Genomic DNA, 18,954 nt, shown 5'->3' with positions numbered 1-18,954 from the left:
GTAGTTTGGCGCCCGTGGCCCCGCCATGTCGGTGCAGCCGGTTGCCCTTAGGTCAGGCTCCAGCGCCTCCAGGCGGGCCGCCAGAGGGCCACGGCAATGCCGCGTCAGGCAAGGGTTTCCCCGCTCTTTGGTGCAGCTCGCACGGGCGCGGCAGGGTGGGGCGGGCACGGTAGAATCGCGCCTTCGCCAATCACTGGACGGCCTGTCTCAGGCTTCTCGACCCATCATGGAACAGGCCACACTGCCGGCTCCTGCCGCCACGCCCAAGCGCGTGCTGGTGCTGCAGTACTCGCAGACCGGCCAGCTCGACGCCGTCGTGGCGCAGATCCTGGCGCCCTTGCGCGAGGCCGGGGTGGCCCTGCATGTCGAGGCCTTGCGGCCCGAGCCGGCGTTTCCGTTCCCGTGGTCCTTCTTCCGCTTCCTCGACGCCTTTCCCGAATCGGCGCACATGCTGCCGCCGCCGCTGGCGCCGCTGGGCCTGCGCGGCGACGAGGAGTTCGACCTCGTGATCCTGCCCTATCAGGTGTGGTTCCTGGCGCCCTCGCAGCCGGTCGTGGCCTTCCTCAAGCACCCGGTGGCGGCACGCCTGCTGCGCGGCAAGCCGGTGGTTACCGTCATCGCCTGCCGCAACATGTGGCTGATGGCGCAGCAGAAGATGCGCGGCCTGCTCGATGCGCTGGGCGCGCGCCTGCTCGACAATGTGGTGTTCACCGATCCGGCGCCCGCCTTGGCCACCTTCATCACTACCCCGCGCTGGCTGCTGACGGGGCGGCGCGATGCCTTCCTGGGCCTGCCGCCGGCCGGCGTGAACGAGGCGCAGACGCGCGACGCGCGGCGCTTCGGCCTGGCCCTGCGCGATGCCCTGGCAGCCGATGCCGAGCAAGCTGACGCACCCTTGCTGGGCGGCCTGCAGGCTGTCACCGTCGACCCCCGCCTGTGGTTCAGCGAGAAAGCCGGTACGCGCAGCTTCTACCTGTGGGGCCACCTGCTGCGCGCGGCGGGCGGGCCGGGGGCGCCAATGCGCCAACCCTTGTTGCTCGTCTATGTGACTTTCCTGGTTTGCGCCATCCTCACGCTGGTGCCGCTGAGCCTGCTGCTGCAGGCCTTGCTGCGCCCCCTGCTGAGCGGCCGCCTGGCACGCCTCAAGACCGAACACGAACTTCCTTCCGGCTGCGGCCGGGAACGCATGCAGCACTATGACTTCTGAAGTATTCCTCAACGCCAGTTCCGCTTTCCTGCCCTTCGCGCCGGTCGACAACGAACACATCGAGAGCGTGCTGGGCATGGTCGGTGGCCAGCCCTCACGGGCGCGGCGCCTGGTTCTCAAACGCAACGGCATCCGCTCGCGCCACTACGCCATCGACCCGGCCACCGGCCGCCTCGCGATGAGCAATGCACAACTGGCGGCGCAGGCGATCCGCGGCCTGGATGTGACGGGGCAGGTCGACTGCCTGGCCGTGGGCACCTCGCTGCCCGACCAGTTGATGCCCAGCCACGCGGTGATGGTGCATGGCGAGCTGGGCTGGCCGGGGCTGGAGGTGGTGAGTTGCGCGGGCATCTGCCTGTCCGGCCTGGCCGCGCTCAAGCATGCCTGGCTCAACGTGCGCGCTGGCGAGGCGCGGCGCGCCGTGGCGGCGGCTTCCGAACTGGCTTCGGCGGTGATGCGCGCGGAGTGCTTCGAACCCGAAATCGCGGCACGCGTGGCCTTGCTGGAGACGCAGCCGGAACTCGCTTTCGAGAAAGACTTCCTGCGCTGGATGCTGTCCGACGGCGCCGGTGCCGTGCTGCTGGAAGACCGCCCACGCGGCGCGTTGTCGCTGCGCGTGGACTGGATCGAGATGGGCTCGGCCGCCAATGAGTTGCCGGCCTGCATGTACGCCGGTGCCGACAAGAATGGTGACGACTCGCTGACCGGCTGGGCGCAGATTCCGCCGGCGCAGTGGAACGCGCGTTCCGTCTTCGCCGTGAAGCAGGACGTGCGCCTGCTGAATGAGGAGATCGGCCCGGCCACGCTGTTGCGCCCGCTGCAGCGCCTGATGGACAAGCGCGGCCTGCGTGCCGAGCAGATCGACTGGTTCCTGCCCCACCTGTCGTCCTATTACTTTGCCGAGCCGATGGCGGCGGCCATCGCCGACATGGGCTTCGCCCTGCCGCGTGAGCGCTGGTTCACCAATCTCGATACCTGCGGCAACACCGGTTCGGCCTCGTTCTACATCATGCTCGATGCGTTGCTGCGCAGCGGCCGTCTGCAGCGTGGCCAGCGCGTGCTGGGCTACGTGCCGGAGAGCGGTCGCTTCTCCTGGGGCTTCATCCACATGGAGGTCGTCTGATGGACGTCGAGGGTGTGCCGCAGGAGGGCAACCGCACGCTGGGCGGCCATCGCAAGGCGGTGTACGCCCGCAATGCCGATGGGCGCCTGGTGGCTGCGCCTTCGACCGGCTGGGAGGTCGAGGAGATCGTCACCTTGCAGGCCGTGGCTGCACTCGATGCGCAGGCGCAAGCCGCGCGTGAGCGCGTGCAGCGTGGCGAAGCCTCGCCGCTGGCCTACTGGATGTATGCGCGCCGCATGGACGAGGCGTTGCTGGCGCAATGCTCCGGCCTGTGGCGCTGGCGGGTGCGCCGCCACCTGCGGCCGGCCGTGTTCGCGCGCCTGTCGCCGCGCCTGCTGGCGCGCTACGCCGACGCGCTGGGCATCAGCGTCGAAGCTTTGCGAAACCTGCCATGAGTGCTGCCATGCCAAACGCATTCCAGCACCGCCACGCCGCGCACTGCGAAAGCGGTGTCATGGCCAGCCTGCTGAGCCATCACGGCGCCGCCATGAGCGAGGCCATGGCTTTCGGCCTGTCGGCCGCACTGTCCTTCGCCTACCTGCCCTTCGTGCGCCTGACCGGCCTGCCGCTGATTGCCTACCGCATGCCGCCGCGCGCCATCATCAAGGGGCTGGCGGTGCCGATGGCGGCGCGCTGCCCCTTCGAGACCTTCCGCACGCCGCAGGCCGGTCAGGCGCGGCTCGATGCGCTGCTGGCCGAAGGGCGCGTGGTGGGCCTGCAGACCTCGGTGTTCTGGCTGCCTTACTTCCCGCCCGACATGCGCTTCCACTTCAACGCGCACAACCTGCTCGTGTATGGCAAGGACGGTGACGACTACCTGATCAGTGACCCGGTGTTCGAAGAGCCGGTGCGCTGCGCCGCCGCCGACCTGGCGCGCGCGCGCTTCGCCAAAGGCCTGCTGGCACCCAAGGGCCTGCTGTACTACCCCGAGGCGGTGGCACGCAGTACGCCGCGTGGCGCAGATGTACTGCGTGCAATCCGCAAGACGGCGCGCGGCATGCTGGCACCGCTGCCCATCGTCGGCGTGCGCGGCATGCGTCTCTTGGCGCGCAAGATCGAACGCCTGCCGGCCAATGAGAAAGGCGCGGCCTTCATCGGGCACCTGGTGCGCATGCAGGAGGAGATCGGCACCGGCGGCGCCGGCTTCCGCTTTCTCTACGCCGCCTTCCTGCAGGAGGCGGCCACGCTGACCGCACGCCCCGCGCTGACCGAGCTGGCCGAGCGCCTGACCGGCATCGGCGACGGCTGGCGCATGCTGGCCCTGCGCGCCGCGCGCATGATCCGTGGCCGCGAGCCGCTGCAGCCCGCCCTCATTGCCGATCTGCTGCGCGAGCAATCGGTGGCGGAGGAGGCCTTCTTCCGCGCCCTCAAGCAGGCGGCCGCCTGATGCTGGCCGTCCACGATCTGGCCCATCGCTATGCCGGCGCGGCACGGCCGGCGCTGGACGGCGTCTCGCTGCAGGCCGCGCGCGGCAGCATTCTGGGATTGCTGGGGCCCAATGGTGCCGGCAAGAGCACCCTGATCGCGCACCTCACCGGTGGCCTGCCGGTGACGCAGGGGCGCATCGAGATCGACGGCCAGCCGCTGGCGACGCTGCGCCGCGCGCATCCCACGCGCATCGCGGTGGCACCGCAGGACTTCGCCTTCTACCCGCTGCTGACGGTGCGCGAGAACCTGGCCTGCTTCGCCGGGGTGGCCGGCCTGCACGGTGCGCTGCGTGCTGAGCGCATCGAGGCCTGCCTCGCCTTCGCCCGCCTCGAAGAATTCGCCGGCACACGCGCCCAGGCCTTGTCAGGCGGCCTCAAGCGGCGTCTCAACTTCGCCCTGGCCTTGCTGGCCGAGCCGCAACTGCTGTTGTTCGACGAGCCCACGGTGGGCGTCGATCCGCAGACGCGCGCCTTCCTGCTGGACGCGGTACGCCAGCTCGCGCGCCAGGGCACGGCCGTGGTCTACACCTCGCACTACATGGAAGAGATCGAGGCCGTGGCGGACCGCGTGGTGATCATGGACCATGGCCGCGTGCTGCGCGAAGGTTCGCTTGCCGCGCTGCTGGCCGAGGGCGCGCATCGCCTGCAACTGCGCTGCGATGGGCTCGACGTCGCGGTGCTGCGCGACCTGTTGTCGCCCTTTGGCGAGCCTACGCTGTCACATGGTGAATGGTCGCTGGCCCTGCATCGCGACGCCCAGCCCGGCGCGGCGCTGATGGCGCTGGAGGCGGCCGGTGTGCGCGTGCTGCGCGCCAGCTATGGCCACCGCAACCTGGAGCAGCTCTTCATGCAGCTCACCCACCGCTCCTTGAGGGACGACTGATGCTGCGCGCCCTGATGTGGAAGGAACTGCTGTGCCTGACGCGCGACCTGCATGGTTTCGGTGCGTTGTTCATCATGCCGCTGGTGTTCATTGTCGTGATGTCGCTGGCGCTGAAGAACGTCTACGCGCCACCGCTGGCCGAGCAGCACTGGGTGGCGGTGATGGGCGAGCACAGCGAGGCGGCCGACAACCTGATCGCGCTGTGGAGCAAGCGGCGCGGCCAGCCGCAGCCGCCGCCGGCCGACTGGCGCGATGCGCTGGCGCGCGGCCACATCAAGTATGCCCTGGTCATCGAAGAGGGCTTCGGCACGGCGCTCAAGAACACCCGCGTGGCCGAGCAGCCACTGGTGCGCCTGGTGGCCGAGCCGGGCATGGACAGCGCGCTGTACAACAGCAGCCTCGCCGAGCTGCGCGCGATGGTGGCGGCGCAGGGCGTGCAGACCATCATCGAGCGCATGACCGGCATGCCCCTGGATGCGATGAAGAAGGGCGAGGCCATGGTGGTGGCCGAACGCCTGCAGGGCAGGGTACGGCTCAGCTCGGTGCAGCACAGCGTGCCGGCCTGGCTGGTGTTCGGCATGTTCTTCGTGGTGGCGGCGATGGGCAGCCTGTTCGTGCAGGAGCGCGCCGATGGCACGCTGGCGCGTCTGGCCAGCCTGGGCGTGCCGCGCCACCTCATGATCCTGTCCAAGGCCTTGCCCTACCTGCTGGTCAATTGTCTGCAGGCGGTGCTGATGCTGGCCGTGGGCCGCTGGCTGATGCCCCAACTGGGCGGCGAGGCGCTGTCCTTCGCCGGCGTGGACTTCGCTGCACTGGCCCTGGCGGTGCTGGCCATCGCGCTGGCCGCCGTCAGCTTCGCGCTGCTCTTGTCCTGCCTCGCACGCAGCCATACCCATGCCAATGCCATCGGCCCGCTGGCCAACGTGGTGATGGCCGCGCTGGGCGGCATCATGGTGCCCACCTTCGTGATGCCGGAGAGCATGCAACGCATCGCCGCCTGGTCGCCGATGAACTGGGCGCTGGAAGGCCTGCTCGACGTGCTGGTGCGCGGTGCCACGCCAGCGCTGCTGGCGCCACGCCTGCTGCCGCTGATCGTCTTCGCTGCGCTGATGCTGGGGCTGGCCGTGCTGTTGTTCAACCGCCGCATGCGTTGAGGCAACACCGAACAGATTCGTCATTCCCGCGCACGCGGGAATCCACATGCCCCCTGGATGCTGCATTGCGCGTTGAAGTGGTTTCCCGCTTGCGCGGGAATGACAAAATAGAGAAATGTTCGGCGCAGCCTCCGTTTCCTTGATCCACACCATGACCTCTTCCCTGTCACTCGCATCCCTCAAGGCCTTGCTTCTGGAAGCCACGGAAAAGACCGAGCCCGAGGGTGGGCTGCGCGACGACGAGCCCTTGTTCGGCGCCGAGGCGCGCCTCGCGCTGGATTCACTGGATGCGCTGCAGATCTCGATGGCGATCCAGAAGCAGTACGGTCTGCGCATGGCCGACAGCAAGGAGACGCGCCGCGCGCTGGCCTCGCTGGGCGATCTGCTGGGCTACCTGCAGGCGGCGCTGACCAAGGCATGAGCGCGTCGCTTGCCATCTTGGGGCGTGGCCTGGTGTCGGCGCTGGGCATGGATCTGGGGCAGGCCTGCGCCGCCCTGCGCGATGGCACGCCGCCGCCGGCCCAACTCCGCTTCGCGGATGGCACGCAGCGTCCTTACCGCGCACTGCATGCGGCTGCGGCCGGGGAAGCTTGGGCACAGACCGCAAGACGCGCTATCGAAGCCGCACTGGCCGAAGCCGGCTGCACTGACCGGGATGCGACGCTGCTGCTGGCCTCGTCCTCGCGCGATGGCAGTGCGGCGGTGGCCGCTGGCGAACCCTTCCTGCCGTTGCGCTTCACCACGCAGTTGCGCGACTGGCTGGACTGGCAAGGGCCGATCTTCAGCATCGACACTGCCTGCACCAGCAGCATGAACGCACTGCTCACGGCACAGCGTCTTATCACCAGCGGGCAGGCACGGGAAGTCGTTGTGCTGGGCGTGGAGCTGGACGCGCGCCTCGGCCCGGCCGGCTTCCATGCCATGCAGATGCTCACCGCCACGCTGGCACAGCCCTTTGGTGCGGCACGCGACGGCATGCTGCTGGGCGAGGCCGTGGCCGTGTTGCGCGTGGGTTCGAGCGCGGCGCGCTGGCAACTGCGCGCGCTGGCCAATGTCGTCGACGGCAGTGATCCCGGCGGCGCCACCCAAGTGGCCGTCGAACAGGCCTGCCGGCAGGCGCTGGCACAGGCCGGGCTGACGCCGGAGCAGATCGGCCTCATCAAGGTGCAGGCCTCGGGCAGCCCGGCCAACGACGCGACCGAGGCGCGTGCCCTGCACGCAATCTTTCCGACGCTGCCGCCGCTGCTGTCCTTGAAGCCCGTTCTGGGCCATTGCCTGGGCGCCGCTGGCGCGGCCGAGATCGCGCTGCTGTGCGCGGCACAGGAAGCGGAGTCCTTGCCCATCGAGACGGTCGAGCCCGACCCCGCGCTGGGCTTGCGCCTGAGCGCCGCACGACGCATCGCGGCGCGCTACACCCTGGTGCTGATCCTCGGCTTCGGCGGCGGCCATGCCGCAGCCATCCTCGAAGACCGGGAGGCTGCATGACGCTGGCCTGGCGAATCGTCGCGCGCAGCCCAGACACCCTACCGCCGGACTGGCGCGAGCGTCTTGCCGCACGACCCGGCGTCAGCCTGCGCCGCATCGGTGGCTATGCCGAACGGGTACTGTCCGGCGCGCTGGACTGCATGGAGGGGCATACGCTGCCCGCCAATGCCCTGCTGCGCCTGGGCAGCGGCACGGGTGCGGCGAACGCCATGGAGGCGCTGGCCGCGCAGAGTCGAGCCGGCGAAGCCCTGATGCCCTTCAGCTTCCTGCAGAGCCTGCCGGCGCAGGCCCTGGCCTTGCTGGCACGCCAGCTCGCTTGGCGCGGCGACGCCAGCTTCCACTATCACGCGGACTGGACAGCCCTGCTGCAGCTCACGCTGCTCGAAGCGAGCCTCGACGCACGGCCGTTGTTGTTCGGCTGGGTCGATGAGCCGGAGCTGTCGCGCTGGTGGTACTGCGTGCCGCAGGCGGCGCCGGGTGAGTTGCACTGGCAGCCCTTGAGCGCGCAGCACAGCGGAGCGCACTGGCTGCGCTTGGGTACGGATGGCGTGGAGAGTGTTTAGGTGCGCCAATCCTCGGCTGCCGAGTGCGTATTCGATGCCGCCGCAGGTTGGGAGCTAGTCCAGCGTCTTCTGCTCTTGGTGTTACGTGCAGAATACTGAGCGGTAACAACAGCACAAGAATGAAATGGAAATATTCAGAAGCGTTGCGGCGAATGGCTCGCTTCGGCCTAGGGCCGAGAATCTGATCCGGGCGATTCCGCCCGATCTTCTGCACCATGCAGCGCATGGGCTAAAGCATCCGCTTTCGGCGTATCAAACTTCGCTGCATCGAATCCAGACTGCTTGGCTTAAGGTCTTTCCGCTACTGGATAAGCTCCGCATCGAAGTTATGTTCAAGACTGAACTCAAGCACTATGCAGAGACGCTTGAAAGGTATGAGGCCTTACTCTACCGCCTCAATGAGCATATCGATGTAGCTCATGAGGTTCTACGAGCCTTGCGCAAACCAACCGATAAAGAGTACCGCACACATAGCGACTTCCTTTTTGCCGTCAAGCTCCCAGGCTTCCGCGCTTTCCATGAACTGATACACCAAGGCTACCGCAATAGGCATGTAGGGATCATTGTTAACGAGATGAAGCACGCGAGTGCTCAACTGCGGGCTGTGTGTGGAAACACTGAGGGCTCGGTGGTAATGGGTTACTTTCTTGACGGTCCACACTGCGCAGAAACGATTGGACCGAACAGAAAGCTACATGAAAAGCACGGCCATCTAGAAACAGCCTTCTCGTTTTCTCGGGACATGCTCGTCCATTTCTGGTGGATTTACCAAGTGAGCGAGGCGCTGTGTCGCTGCATTCAAGCAACGTTGCAGGCTGACTATGGGATCGAGTTGAAAGAGGTATCGCACGCAACAACTGCAGTGGAATGGTCGAGCCTATGCTTCGCATGTTCGCAAATTGAGCCCGCGTTCTTCCTTGACGAGTGTGTCAAACCTTATCCACTAGTGATCTGCCCACTAGATATGAGCACTGTTCGTTTGATTTTCCCCAGCTCAAAACGAGCCGTTCTTTATAAATCCATGAGTATCCAGATGTTGTTCACCGTGGGCGAGCAGTCTCGTGGAGTTGTTATGCCTTACTTTCAGCGAGTAACTAGTCAATGACAGCCCGAGCGCGGTGTCAAATGCACTCGCGTTTCAGGACTGATGTTGGAATAGACGCGGAGAGTAAGTAGCCCGGATGTAGGCGAAGCCGGAATCCGGAGGCTGCGGGAAATAGATATTCCCGGATTCCGCTTTGCTGCATCCGGGCTACGCTTCCGTCCGGACGCGTGCAGGCGCTCAGGGTGTCGTGACGCCCAGCCGCGCCGGAAAATCCTCCGGCAGCAGGCAGGTCTCCAGTGAGCGCTGTGTGAACAGGTAGCGGCCGTCGCAGACGAAGCCCAGCTCGGCCCAGTTCACTTCGTTGAGCAGTTGCGCGGCGTGGCGCACGTCGATGCTTGCGTCATGCGGGAAGATGGCCAGCACGGCACCGTCGTAGTCGGGGCAGTCGTGCACGAAGAAGGGTTTCGCCTGGCGCGTCTTGCCGTTGACGTAGATGCGCGGGGCGTCGGACTTGTGATGCTCGCGCCCCCATTTCCACCAGTTGCGCTCGCTGAACTTTCGCACGCGGCGCGCGAGCAGGGCGTCCTTGTGCTGCAGCAGGTGCGGGTGGGGGATGTTGTGGATCATGCGGCGCAGCTCGCCGGTGTCCACGGTGCGCGAGCAGACGAATTCGCGGTTGCCCTCGGGGTGGGTGAAGATCTCGTCGGCGCCCGACACGGCGCCGACCTTGACCGCGAACAGGCTGGCGAAGGGCACGCTGTAGCGGCCGTCGATGAAGACGAGCTGGCCGTCGTGACAGTCGAAGCGGCGGCCGTCGTGCATGGCGCGGTCGGTGCGCCCCTTCTCGAAGCGGAAGATCGCGCAGTTGGGCAGCGCGCCTTCGAAGATGCGCGCGTCGCCCAGGTCGATGAAGTCGGTGATGCTGCCGGTGTCGAAGATCAGGCGGTTGAGCTTGCGTGCGCCGGTGGCCTTGATGAAGTCACGCGGGGTGATGAAGATCAGTTCGCCGCCCGGTTCGAGATGGCGGATGCATTTCTCGATAAAGAACAGGTAGAGGTTGCTGCGTCCATCGAAGTGCGTCATGTCCAGGCGCTGGCGGGTGGCCGGGCGGATGTCCTGGAAGCGCACGTAGGGCGGGTTGCCGATGATGGTGGCGAAGCGCTCGCGCTCGGGGTAGGCGAAGAAGTCCATGACGCGCGCACCGGGCGGGGCGACGCGGCGGTCGAACTCGATGCCCACGCAGTCGGGGATGCGCGAGAAGAAGGCGCCGTCGCCGCAGGAGGGTTCCAGCGTGCGCCCGGTGTTGCGGCGCAGGGACAGCATCAGGTCCACTACGGCGGGTGGCGTGAAGACCTGGCCGAGGCGGGTGATGTCGAGCGGCATCGGACGAGCCCCGGCGAGATCAGGCCGCGGGCAGGACGTGGATTTCCTCGCCTTGCACGCGCACCACGCTGCCGGCGTAGAGTTTGCGCGTCTTGCGCGTCTCCAGCTCGCCATCCACCGTGACCATGCCCTCGGCCACCATCGCTTTCGCCGCGCCGCCAGAGCTGGCGATCGCCAGCAGTTTGAGCAGCTTGTCGAGTTCGATGTAGTCGGCGGTGAGGACGAAGGTGTGGGCTTCCGGGTGCTTCATGGGTGCGTGCGAGGAGGGCGGGAGGAGCCCGCATGGTACCTGAGCGGCTTCTTTCAGAAGGCGCCTTCGGCCATGTTGTGCTGCTCCAGCAGCGCGCGCAGCGTGTGGCCACCGGGTTGGCCGGCGAACTGGCAAGGCCCGCCTTCGGCATGGCAGCCGCTGAGCAGCGGACAGCCCTGGAACAGCTCGGCCACCCAGTCGACGAACACGCGCACCTTGGGCGAGAGATGGCGATTGGCCAGGTATACGGCCGAGATCGGCATCGGTGAGGGTTTCAGGTGGGGCAGCACCTCGACCAGGGTGCCGGCTTCCAGTTCGCGGTAGACCATGAAGCGCGGCGGCTGGATCAGGCCCAGACCCTGCAGCCCGCAAGCGATGTAGGCGTCGCCGTCGTTGACCGAGACCTTGCCGCGCATCTCCACCTCCTGCATCTGGCCGTCGATGACGAAGTCCCAGGCGATGGTGCGCCCGGTGCGGCTGGAGAAGTAGTGCACCACGTGGTGATGCTCCTGCAGGTCTTCGAGAGAGGTCGGGATGCCGTGCTGTTCGAGGTAGGCGGGCGAGGCGCAGGAGACGCCCTGGAAGGTGCCGATGCGTCGCGCGACCATCGACGAATCCTTCAGCTCGCCGATGCGGATCACGCAGTCCACGGCCTCGCGCACCATGTCGACGGGGCGGTCGCTCATGCCGATCACCAGTTCCAGGTCCGGGTAGCGCTCATGGAAGTCGTGCAGCTCGGGAATCAGGATCAGGCGGCCGATCGTGGGGGGCACGTCCACGCGCAGCCGCCCGCGCGGGCCGCGCGCCGCGTCGATGAAGGAGGCCTCGGTGTCTTCCAGGTCGTCGAGGATGCGCACGCAGCGCTCGTAGTAGGCCGCGCCGTCCGGCGTGAGGCTCAGCTTGCGCGTGGTGCGGTTCAACAGGCGCACCTTGAGGCGCTTCTCCAGGTTCTGGATGGTGGTGGTGACGGTCGCGCGCGGCAGGCCGAGGCTGTCTGCCGCCGCGCTGAAGCTGTTGGCGTCCACCACGCGGGTGAACACCTGCATTGCCTGGAAACGATCCATGTCCTGCTCCCCCTGAAGGCCCACCGGCCTGTTGCGGCCTGTGGGCCACGATGGCCGGACTATACGCCGATTGTTTGTTGCAGCGGAATAGTGTTACCGAAATTACAGTATTTATTCGTTGCAAGCCAACGTCCAAGATGCAAACCAGCCAAGTTTGCACTGCAGCACGCGCGGGCCGGCCACCACGGGCCCTGTGCCCGAAAGCCAGGTAGTCGAGCCGTCCGCCCGCGCGCCGCAGCCCCCGAAAACAATCCCAAGGAGTGTCCCCATGTCATCCACGTCCCGTACCCAGTTCGGCCTGGCCATCACGGTGGCCAGTCTCATCGGTCTCGCAGCCGCGCTCGGCGCCTTCGAGATTCCCGCGGCCAGGGCCGACGAGAAACCCGCCGAAGTGCCGGCGACCAGCGTCGATGTCGCCACCGTCGTGGCCCGCAAGATCATCGACTGGCAGCACTATTCCGGCCGCATCGAGGCGGTGGACCGCGTCGAGATCCGGCCGCAGGTTGCCGGTGAAATCGTCGCCGTACATTTCCGCGACGGCAGCCTGGTGAAGAAGGGCGAGGTGTTGTTCACGATCGACCCGCGTCCCTACGAAGCCGCGTTGGACCAGGCGCGCGCCAACCTGGCCGCGGCCGAGGCGCGGGCGGCCTTCACCGAGTCCGAGCTGGCGCGCAGTCAGCGCCTGCTGTCCGACAACGCCGTCGCGCGACGCGATCACGACAGCAAGCAGAACGCCGCGCGCGAAGCGGCGGCCAACCTGCAGGCGGCGCGTGCGGCCGTTGAGTCGGCGCGCCTGAACCTGGGCTACACGCGCATCACCGCGCCGGTGTCGGGCCAGGTCTCGCGTGCCGAGGTGACGGTCGGCAACGTGGTCGGCGCCGGCGCCGCCACGCCGCCGCTGACCACGCTGGTGTCGGTGGCGCAGATGTACGCCGCCTTCGACGTCGACGAGCAGAGCTTCCTCAAGCACATCAATCCGGGGCGTACCGGCAAGGGCAAGAGCGTGCCGGTGTTCCTGGGGCTCGCCAACGAGGATGGCTTCCCGCGCGAAGGCCGCATCAGCTCGGTGGACAACCGGCTCGACACCTCGTCCGGCACGATCCGCGTGCGCGCTGTGTTCGACAATCCCGATGGCATCTTGCTGCCGGGCCTGTATGCGCGCATCCAGTTGGGTGGCAGCACTGAGCGCGAGGCCGTGCTGATCGACGAGAAGGCTGTCGCCACCGACCAGGACCGCCGCTTCGTGCTGGTCGTCGCGGCGGACAACCACACCGCCTACCGTGAGGTGAAGCTGGGCGCGGTGCAGGATGGTCTGCGCATCGTCGACAGCGGCCTGAAGGCGGGCGAGCGGGTGGTCGTCAACGGCCTGCAGCGCACGCGTCCCGGCGTGCTCGTGGCGCCGCAGGAGGTGCCCATGCAGAGCGCCGCGTTGAGCGCTGCCCGCAAGCCGTCCGGCCAGACCGTCCCCACGCCGCCCGAGGCTGCCTCGGCGGCGGCGGCGGCGACTCCGGCCAAGCGCGAGCTGGCGCGTAGCTGAGCCCACGACAAGAACAATCAGGGAGCCCCCCATGAATATCTCCAAGTTCTTCATCGACCGCCCCATCTTCGCGGGCGTGCTGTCGGTGATCATCCTGCTGGCCGGCGTGCTGGCCATGTTCCAGTTACCGATCTCGGAGTATCCCGAGGTCGTGCCGCCCTCGGTGGTGGTGCGCGCGCAGTACCCTGGCGCGAATCCCAAGGTCATCGCCGAGACCGTCGCCTCGCCGTTGGAGGAATCCATCAACGGCGTGGAGAACATGCTGTACATGCAGTCGCAGGCCAATAGCGACGGCAACCTCGCGGTGACCGTGCACTTCAACCTCGGCATGGACCCGGACAAGGCGCAGCAACTGGTCCAGAACCGCGTCGCGCAAGCCTTGCCACGCCTGCCGGAGGACGTGCAGCGCCTCGGCGTGACGACGACCAAGAGCTCCCCCACGCTGACCCTGGTGGTGCACCTGCTGTCGCCGGACGACCGCTACGACCTGACCTATCTGCGCAACTACGCGCTCATCAACGTCAAGGATCGCCTGTCGCGCATTCCCGGTGTCGGCGAGGTCGTGATGTGGGGCGGTGGCAATTACTCCATGCGTGTCTGGCTGGACCCGCAGAAGGTCGCCCAGCGCGGGCTGACCGCCAGCGACGTGGTGGCCGCGATCCGCGAGCAGAACGTGCAGGTCGCGGCCGGCGTGATTGGCGCTTCGCCGAGCCCCGCCGACGTGCCGCTGCAGTTGTCGGTCAATGCGCAGGGTCGCCTGCAGACCGAGGAGCAGTTCGGCGACATCATCCTCAAGACTTCATCCGATGGCGGCGTCACGCGCCTGGCTGACGTGGCGCGCGTCGAGCTGGCGGCGTCCGAGTATGGCCTGCGCTCGCTGCTCGACAACAAGCCCGCCATCGGCATCGGCATCATGCAGTCGCCGGGGGCCAACGCGCTGCAGATCTCGGATGATGTGCGCAAGGTGATGGCCGAGCTGGCCGCTGACTTCCCGCCCTCGGTCGAGCATCGCATCGTGTACGACCCGACGCAGTTCGTGCGCGCCAGCATCAAGGCTGTCGTGCATACGCTGCTCGAAGCCGTGGCGCTGGTGGTGCTGGTGGTGATCGTGTTCCTGCAGACCTGGCGCGCGTCCATCATCCCCTTGCTGGCCGTGCCGGTGTCCATCGTCGGCACCTTCTCGCTGCTGCTGGGTCTGGGCTACTCGATCAACGCGCTGAGCCTGTTCGGCATGGTGCTGGCCATCGGCATCGTGGTCGATGATGCCATCGTCGTGGTCGAGAACGTGGAGCGCAACATCGCCGCCGGCCTGACGCCACGCGAGGCGACCTATCGCGCCATGCAGGAGGTCAGCGGGCCGATCATCGCCATCGCGCTGACCCTGATCGCGGTGTTCGTGCCGCTGGCCTTCATGACCGGCCTGTCGGGCCAGTTCTACAAGCAGTTCGCGGTCACCATCGCCATCTCGACGGTGATCTCCGCCTTCAATTCGCTGACCCTGTCGCCGGCGCTGGCCGCCGTGCTGCTCAAGGGGCATGACGCGGAACCGGACTGGCTCACGCGGGGCATGAACCGCGTCTTCGGGCGCTTTTTCGCTGCCTTCAACCGCTTCTTCAACCGCGCGGCCGATGGCTACTCGCGCAGCATCGGCGGCGTCATCCAGCGCAAGACCGCGGCGATGGGGGTCTATGCCTTGCTGCTGGCGGCTACCGTGGGCATCTCGTGGATCGTGCCGGGCGGTTTCGTGCCGGCGCAGGACAAGCAGTACCTGATCAGCTTCGCGCAATTGCCCAGCGGCGCCTCGCTGGACCGCACCGAAGCGGTGATCCGCCGCATGGGCGAGATCGCCATGCAGCAACCCGGGGTGGAGAGCGCGGTGGCCTTCCCGGGCCTGTCGATCAACGGCTTCACCAACAGCTCCAGCGCCGGCATCGTGTTTGCCACGCTGAAACCGCATGAGGAACGCAAGGGCAAGGAACTGACCGCGAACGCCATCGCGGCCACGCTGAACCAGAAGTACGCGGCGATCCAGGACGCCTTCATCGCCGTCTTCCCGCCACCGCCGGTGATGGGGCTGGGCACCTTGGGCGGTTTCAAGATGCAGATCGAGGACCGCGGCGCGCTGGGCTATGCCGAACTCGACAAGGCAACGCAAGCCTTCCTGGCGGCGGCGGCCAAGGCACCGGAACTGAGCCCGGCCTTCTCCAGCTACCAGATCAACGTGCCGCAACTGAACGTCGACCTCGACCGGGTCAAGGCCAAGCAATTGGGCGTGCCGGTCACCGATGTGTTTGACACCATGCAGATCTACCTCGGCTCGCTGTACGTGAACGACTTCAACCGCTTCGGTCGCGTCTATCAGGTGCGGGCCCAGGCCGATGCGCCGTTCCGCGCGCACCCCGAGGACATCCTGCAACTGAAGACGCGCAATCGCGACGGCGAGATGGTGCCGCTGTCCTCGCTGGTGAAGCTGGCGCCGACCTATGGCCCCGAGATGGTGGTGCGTTACAACGGCTACACGGCGGCCGACATCAACGGCGGGCCGGCGCCAGGCTACTCCTCCGACCAGGCGCAGAAGGCCGCCGAGCGGGTGGCGGCGCAGACCCTGCCGCGCGGCATCAAGTTCGAATGGACCGATCTGACCTACCAGAAGATCCTGGCCGGCAACGCGGGCGTATGGGTGTTCCCGATCAGCGTGCTGTTGGTGTTCCTGGTGCTCGCCGCGCAGTACGAGAGCCTCACGCTGCCGCTGGCCATCCTCATGATCGTGCCGATGAGCATTCTCGCGGCGCTGACCGGGGTGTGGCTGACGCAAGGCGACAACAACATCTTCACCCAGATCGGCCTGATGGTGCTGGTGGGGCTGTCGGCGAAGAACGCGATCCTCATCGTGGAGTTCGCCCGCGAGCTGGAGATGCAGGGCGCAACGCCGCTGCAGGCCGCCATCGACGCCAGCCGCCTGCGCCTGCGCCCGATCCTGATGACCTCGATCGCCTTCGTCATGGGCGTGGTGCCGCTGCTCGCCTCCTTCGGCCCCGGTGCCGAGATGCGCTATGCCATGGGGGTCGCGGTGTTCTTCGGCATGCTGGGCGTGACGCTGTTCGGCCTGTTCCTGACGCCGGTGTTCTACGTCGTGTTGCGCACCCTGAACAAGCGCCACGCGTTGCACTCGGCGAGCAAGCACACGGCGCCGCTGACGGTGGCGCAGGTACAGCACTGAGACTCGAAGGACCATGAACATGAATCACACACACGCACTTGAGCGTCATGCCCGCGCAGGCGGAAATGACGCTGCCAACAACGACGCTGCGAGCAAGGACGAAACGAAGAACGGCGGATTGAACAACTGGCGCCCTCTGTTGAGTGTCCTCGGCCCCGCGCTGATCCTGGCCGGCTGCTCGCTGGCGCCGACCTACGAGCGGCCTGCGGCGACGACGCCTGCCGCCTTCAAGGAAGCTGCGCCGGCCGAGGGCTGGAAGACCGCGCAACCGGCCGAGGCGCAGGCGCGTGGCGAGTGGTGGCGTGCCTTTGGCGATGCCACGCTGGACGCGCTGGAAGTGCAGGCACTGGACGCCAACCAGAACCTCAAGGCCGCCGCCGCGCGGCTGGCCCAGTCGCGGACGCTGCAGCGTTCGGCGCAGGCCGACCGCGCGCCGCAGGTGGGTGTCGGCTTCGGTGCCACGCGCCAGCGGCCTTCGCCGGCCTCGCAAGGCCTGCCGCCCGATGCCGAGACTGGCTACAGCACGCTGTGGCGCGCGCAGGCCGGCATTTCCTACGAGGTGGACCTGTTCGGCCGCGTGGCCTCCAGCGTCGATGCGGCGACGGCCAGCACGCAGCAGAGCGAGGCCTTGTTCCACTCGCTGCGCCTGGCCTTGCAGGCTGACGTGGCCAACACCTACTTCCTGCTGCGCGAGCTGGATGCCGAGCAGGCCCTGCTGGCACGTACCGTGGCGCTGCGCGAGCAGACGCTGGCGCTGGTGCAGAAGCGCTTCGATGCGGGTGACATCAGCGAGCTGGACCTGGCGCGCGTGCGCACCGAGGTGGCCTCGGCGCGCTCGCAATCCGAAGGCGTCGCGCGTCGTCGTGCCAATGCCGAACACGCGCTGGCCATTCTGCTGGGCAAGACGCCAGCCGAGTTCGGCCTGGCTCCGCAGCCGCTGACGCGCATCACGCTGACGGTGCCGGCAGGCCTGCCCTCGGCGCTGCTGGAGCGGCGCCCCGACATCGCGGCGGCCGAACGTGCGATGGCGGCGGCCAATGCGCGCATCGGGGTGGCGAAGTCGGCCTTCTTCCCGAATCTGGTGCTGACCGGCACGGCCGGTTACGAGTCAGCCGAGCTGGGCGATCTCTTCCAGTGGTCCAGCCGCAGCTTCCTGCTCGGCCCGCTGGCCGGCACCATGCTGAACCTGCCGATCTTCGACGGTGGCCGGCGTCAGGCCGGCCTGGAGCGTGCGCGTGCCGCCTATGAGGAAGAGGTGTCGAACTACCGCCAGAGCGTGCTGGTGGCTTTCCGCGAAGTGGAGGACAACCTGGCCGGGCTGCGCATCCTGGATGCGCAGATGCGCGCGCAGGACGAGGCCGTGACCGCCTCGACGCGCGCCTCGCAACTGTCGCAGACGCAGTACCGCGAGGGGCTTGTGAGTTATCTGGATGTCATCGACGCGGACCGCAGCGTGCTGGATCAGCAGCGCATCGCCCTGCAGCTCGATGGCGAACGCGCACGCACGGCGGTCAACCTGATCCGGGCGCTGGGTGGTGGTTGGGAGGGCGTGGCTGCGCAGGCCGCAGGGCTGGCCCCAAAACTGGCGGTGCGCTGAGCGACCCTGACTGGCGGGTGGTGACGGTGAGCGGCCCTAGTCGCCGCCCGCGATGCGATTGCGCCCGGCCTGCTTGGCGGCATAGAGGCGCTGGTCCACGCGTGTCACGAAGTCGAGCGCCTGCTCGTGGTGTGCCGGGATCACGCTGCCCACGCCGATGCTGATGCTCAGCACCGCACCGGCGCCGCTAGCGCCGTGGGCGATCTGTTCCTTGAAGATCAGGCAGCGGCAGCGCTCGGCGATCTTGTGCGCGGCGCTGGCGTCTGTCTCCGGCAGTACCAGGATGAACTCTTCGCCGCCGTAGCGTGCGAAGAAATCGCGTGAGCGTGTCGCAGCGCCGCTCAGCACACGGGCGACGCGCTTGAGACACTCGTCGCCCTCGATATGGCCGTAGTGATCGTTGTACTGCTTGAAGTGGTCGATGTCGATCATCAGCAGCGAGAGCGGGCGCGCATTGCGGCGTGCTTGGGTCCATTCCACTTCCAGGATGGAGTCGAACATGCGGCGGTTCGCCACGCCGGTGAGCCCGTCCTTGAAGGACAACTCTTCCAGCTCGCGCTGCAGGAGCAGCAAGGCCTCTTCGGTCTGCTTGCGCTCGCTGATGTCGAACATGAAGCCGACCAGGGATTCCGTCTCGCCCGCCTCGTTGCGGATGACGTGCACCACGTCGCGGATCCACACGTAGTCGCCGTCGGCCTTGAGCGCGCGGTAGTCCGCCTCATGGTCCACGCCGGCCTGCGATTGGGCGACGCAGAAGTTGAACACGCGCTCGCGATCCTCGGGGTGGATGCGCGTGGCCCAGTCCTCGGCCGTGAGCCAGCTATCGGCCGGCCAGCCCAGCAGGGGCTCGATCTGCGGGCCGATGTAGGCGAAGCGCAAGCTTTGCCAGTCGATCTTCCAGGGGATGGCCTTGGTCGACTCAAGAAGAGTCTTGTAGACGCCCGCGTCGGGCTGCATCGGGACTGAATTCTCTGGCATGACGGTGCTGCGTGGTGAGCCCGGGGGCGGGCCCGTCT

The 18,954-nt window shown here is 67.3% G+C and carries 17 protein-coding genes; 13 read left to right on the top strand and 4 right to left on the bottom strand.

What is annotated here, in order from left to right; all coding sequences use genetic code 11:
- Positions 1-226: 226 nt before the first annotated feature.
- From NMB43_RS19240 to NMB43_RS19195, 10 genes are all read left to right on the top strand, one after another.
- Positions 227-1,207 (top strand): dialkylresorcinol condensing enzyme, encoded by a 981-nt coding sequence (locus NMB43_RS19240; protein ID WP_494349787.1) that lies wholly within the window; start codon positions 227-229, stop codon positions 1,205-1,207.
- Complete coding sequence (locus NMB43_RS19235; protein ID WP_494349786.1) at positions 1,197-2,330, top strand: beta-ketoacyl-ACP synthase III; 1,134 nt, start codon at positions 1,197-1,199, stop codon at positions 2,328-2,330. Before NMB43_RS19240 ends, NMB43_RS19235 begins: the two co-directional genes overlap by 11 nt.
- Positions 2,330-2,725, top strand: a complete 396-nt coding sequence (locus NMB43_RS19230; protein WP_494349785.1) for a DarG family dialkylresorcinol biosynthesis protein — start codon at positions 2,330-2,332, stop codon at positions 2,723-2,725. The genes NMB43_RS19235 and NMB43_RS19230 overlap by 1 nt, the downstream gene beginning before the upstream one ends.
- Positions 2,726-2,733: 8 nt before the next feature.
- Entirely contained in the window at positions 2,734-3,717 is a 984-nt protein-coding gene (gene darH / locus NMB43_RS19225) for a BtrH-related acyltransferase DarH (RefSeq protein WP_494349784.1), read from the top strand.
- Complete coding sequence (locus NMB43_RS19220) at positions 3,717-4,640, top strand: ABC transporter ATP-binding protein (protein WP_494349783.1); 924 nt, start codon at positions 3,717-3,719, stop codon at positions 4,638-4,640. Before darH ends, NMB43_RS19220 begins: the two co-directional genes overlap by 1 nt.
- Positions 4,640-5,794, top strand: coding sequence for an ABC transporter permease (locus NMB43_RS19215; protein WP_494349782.1), 1,155 nt, complete (start codon positions 4,640-4,642; stop codon positions 5,792-5,794). Before NMB43_RS19220 ends, NMB43_RS19215 begins: the two co-directional genes overlap by 1 nt.
- A 151-nt stretch (positions 5,795-5,945) precedes the next feature.
- Positions 5,946-6,215 (top strand): acyl carrier protein, encoded by a 270-nt coding sequence (locus NMB43_RS19210; protein ID WP_494349781.1) that lies wholly within the window; start codon positions 5,946-5,948, stop codon positions 6,213-6,215.
- Entirely contained in the window at positions 6,212-7,279 is a 1,068-nt protein-coding gene (locus tag NMB43_RS19205; protein ID WP_494349780.1) for a beta-ketoacyl synthase N-terminal-like domain-containing protein, read from the top strand. The genes NMB43_RS19210 and NMB43_RS19205 overlap by 4 nt, the downstream gene beginning before the upstream one ends.
- The gene (locus NMB43_RS19200; RefSeq protein ID WP_494349779.1) at positions 7,276-7,842 is read left to right on the top strand and encodes a hypothetical protein; all 567 of its coding nucleotides are present in this window, start codon (positions 7,276-7,278) and stop codon (positions 7,840-7,842) included. The genes NMB43_RS19205 and NMB43_RS19200 overlap by 4 nt, the downstream gene beginning before the upstream one ends.
- Positions 7,843-7,966: 124 nt before the next feature.
- Positions 7,967-8,947, top strand: coding sequence for a hypothetical protein (locus NMB43_RS19195; protein WP_494349778.1), 981 nt, complete (start codon positions 7,967-7,969; stop codon positions 8,945-8,947).
- A 177-nt stretch (positions 8,948-9,124) separates the two neighbouring features.
- Here the strand turns inward: NMB43_RS19195 and NMB43_RS19190 are convergent, their stop codons facing one another.
- From NMB43_RS19190 to NMB43_RS19180, 3 genes are read right to left on the bottom strand one after another with little or no spacing between them, the layout of a single operon-like run.
- Complete coding sequence (locus tag NMB43_RS19190; RefSeq protein WP_494349777.1) at positions 9,125-10,270, bottom strand: Eco57I restriction-modification methylase domain-containing protein; 1,146 nt, start codon at positions 10,268-10,270, stop codon at positions 9,125-9,127.
- A gap of 19 nt (positions 10,271-10,289) precedes the next feature.
- Positions 10,290-10,520, bottom strand: a complete 231-nt coding sequence (locus NMB43_RS19185; protein WP_494349776.1) for an RNA-binding S4 domain-containing protein — start codon at positions 10,518-10,520, stop codon at positions 10,290-10,292.
- Positions 10,521-10,573: 53 nt separating this feature from the next.
- Positions 10,574-11,584, bottom strand: a complete 1,011-nt coding sequence (locus tag NMB43_RS19180) for a LysR family transcriptional regulator (RefSeq protein ID WP_494349775.1) — start codon at positions 11,582-11,584, stop codon at positions 10,574-10,576.
- A 268-nt stretch (positions 11,585-11,852) separates the two neighbouring features.
- Between NMB43_RS19180 and NMB43_RS19175 the strand changes: the two genes are divergently transcribed.
- The 3 genes from NMB43_RS19175 to NMB43_RS19165 are packed head-to-tail and all read left to right on the top strand — an operon-like array spanning position 11,853 to position 17,938.
- Complete coding sequence (locus tag NMB43_RS19175; RefSeq protein WP_494349774.1) at positions 11,853-13,121, top strand: efflux RND transporter periplasmic adaptor subunit; 1,269 nt, start codon at positions 11,853-11,855, stop codon at positions 13,119-13,121.
- Positions 13,122-13,152: 31 nt separating this feature from the next.
- Positions 13,153-16,341 (top strand): efflux RND transporter permease subunit, encoded by a 3,189-nt coding sequence (locus tag NMB43_RS19170; protein ID WP_494349773.1) that lies wholly within the window; start codon positions 13,153-13,155, stop codon positions 16,339-16,341.
- A 19-nt stretch (positions 16,342-16,360) separates the two neighbouring features.
- Complete coding sequence (locus NMB43_RS19165) at positions 16,361-17,938, top strand: efflux transporter outer membrane subunit (RefSeq protein WP_494349772.1); 1,578 nt, start codon at positions 16,361-16,363, stop codon at positions 17,936-17,938.
- A gap of 36 nt (positions 17,939-17,974) precedes the next feature.
- On the opposite strand, the gene NMB43_RS19160 is transcribed toward NMB43_RS19165, so the two are convergent.
- Complete coding sequence (locus NMB43_RS19160) at positions 17,975-18,916, bottom strand: sensor domain-containing diguanylate cyclase (protein ID WP_494349771.1); 942 nt, start codon at positions 18,914-18,916, stop codon at positions 17,975-17,977.
- Positions 18,917-18,954: the final 38 nt, after the last annotated feature.

The organism is Uliginosibacterium sangjuense, from assembly GCF_059132465.1.
Note: the sequence above shows the minus strand (reverse complement) of the source record. Positions and strands in the feature narration are given on the sequence as shown.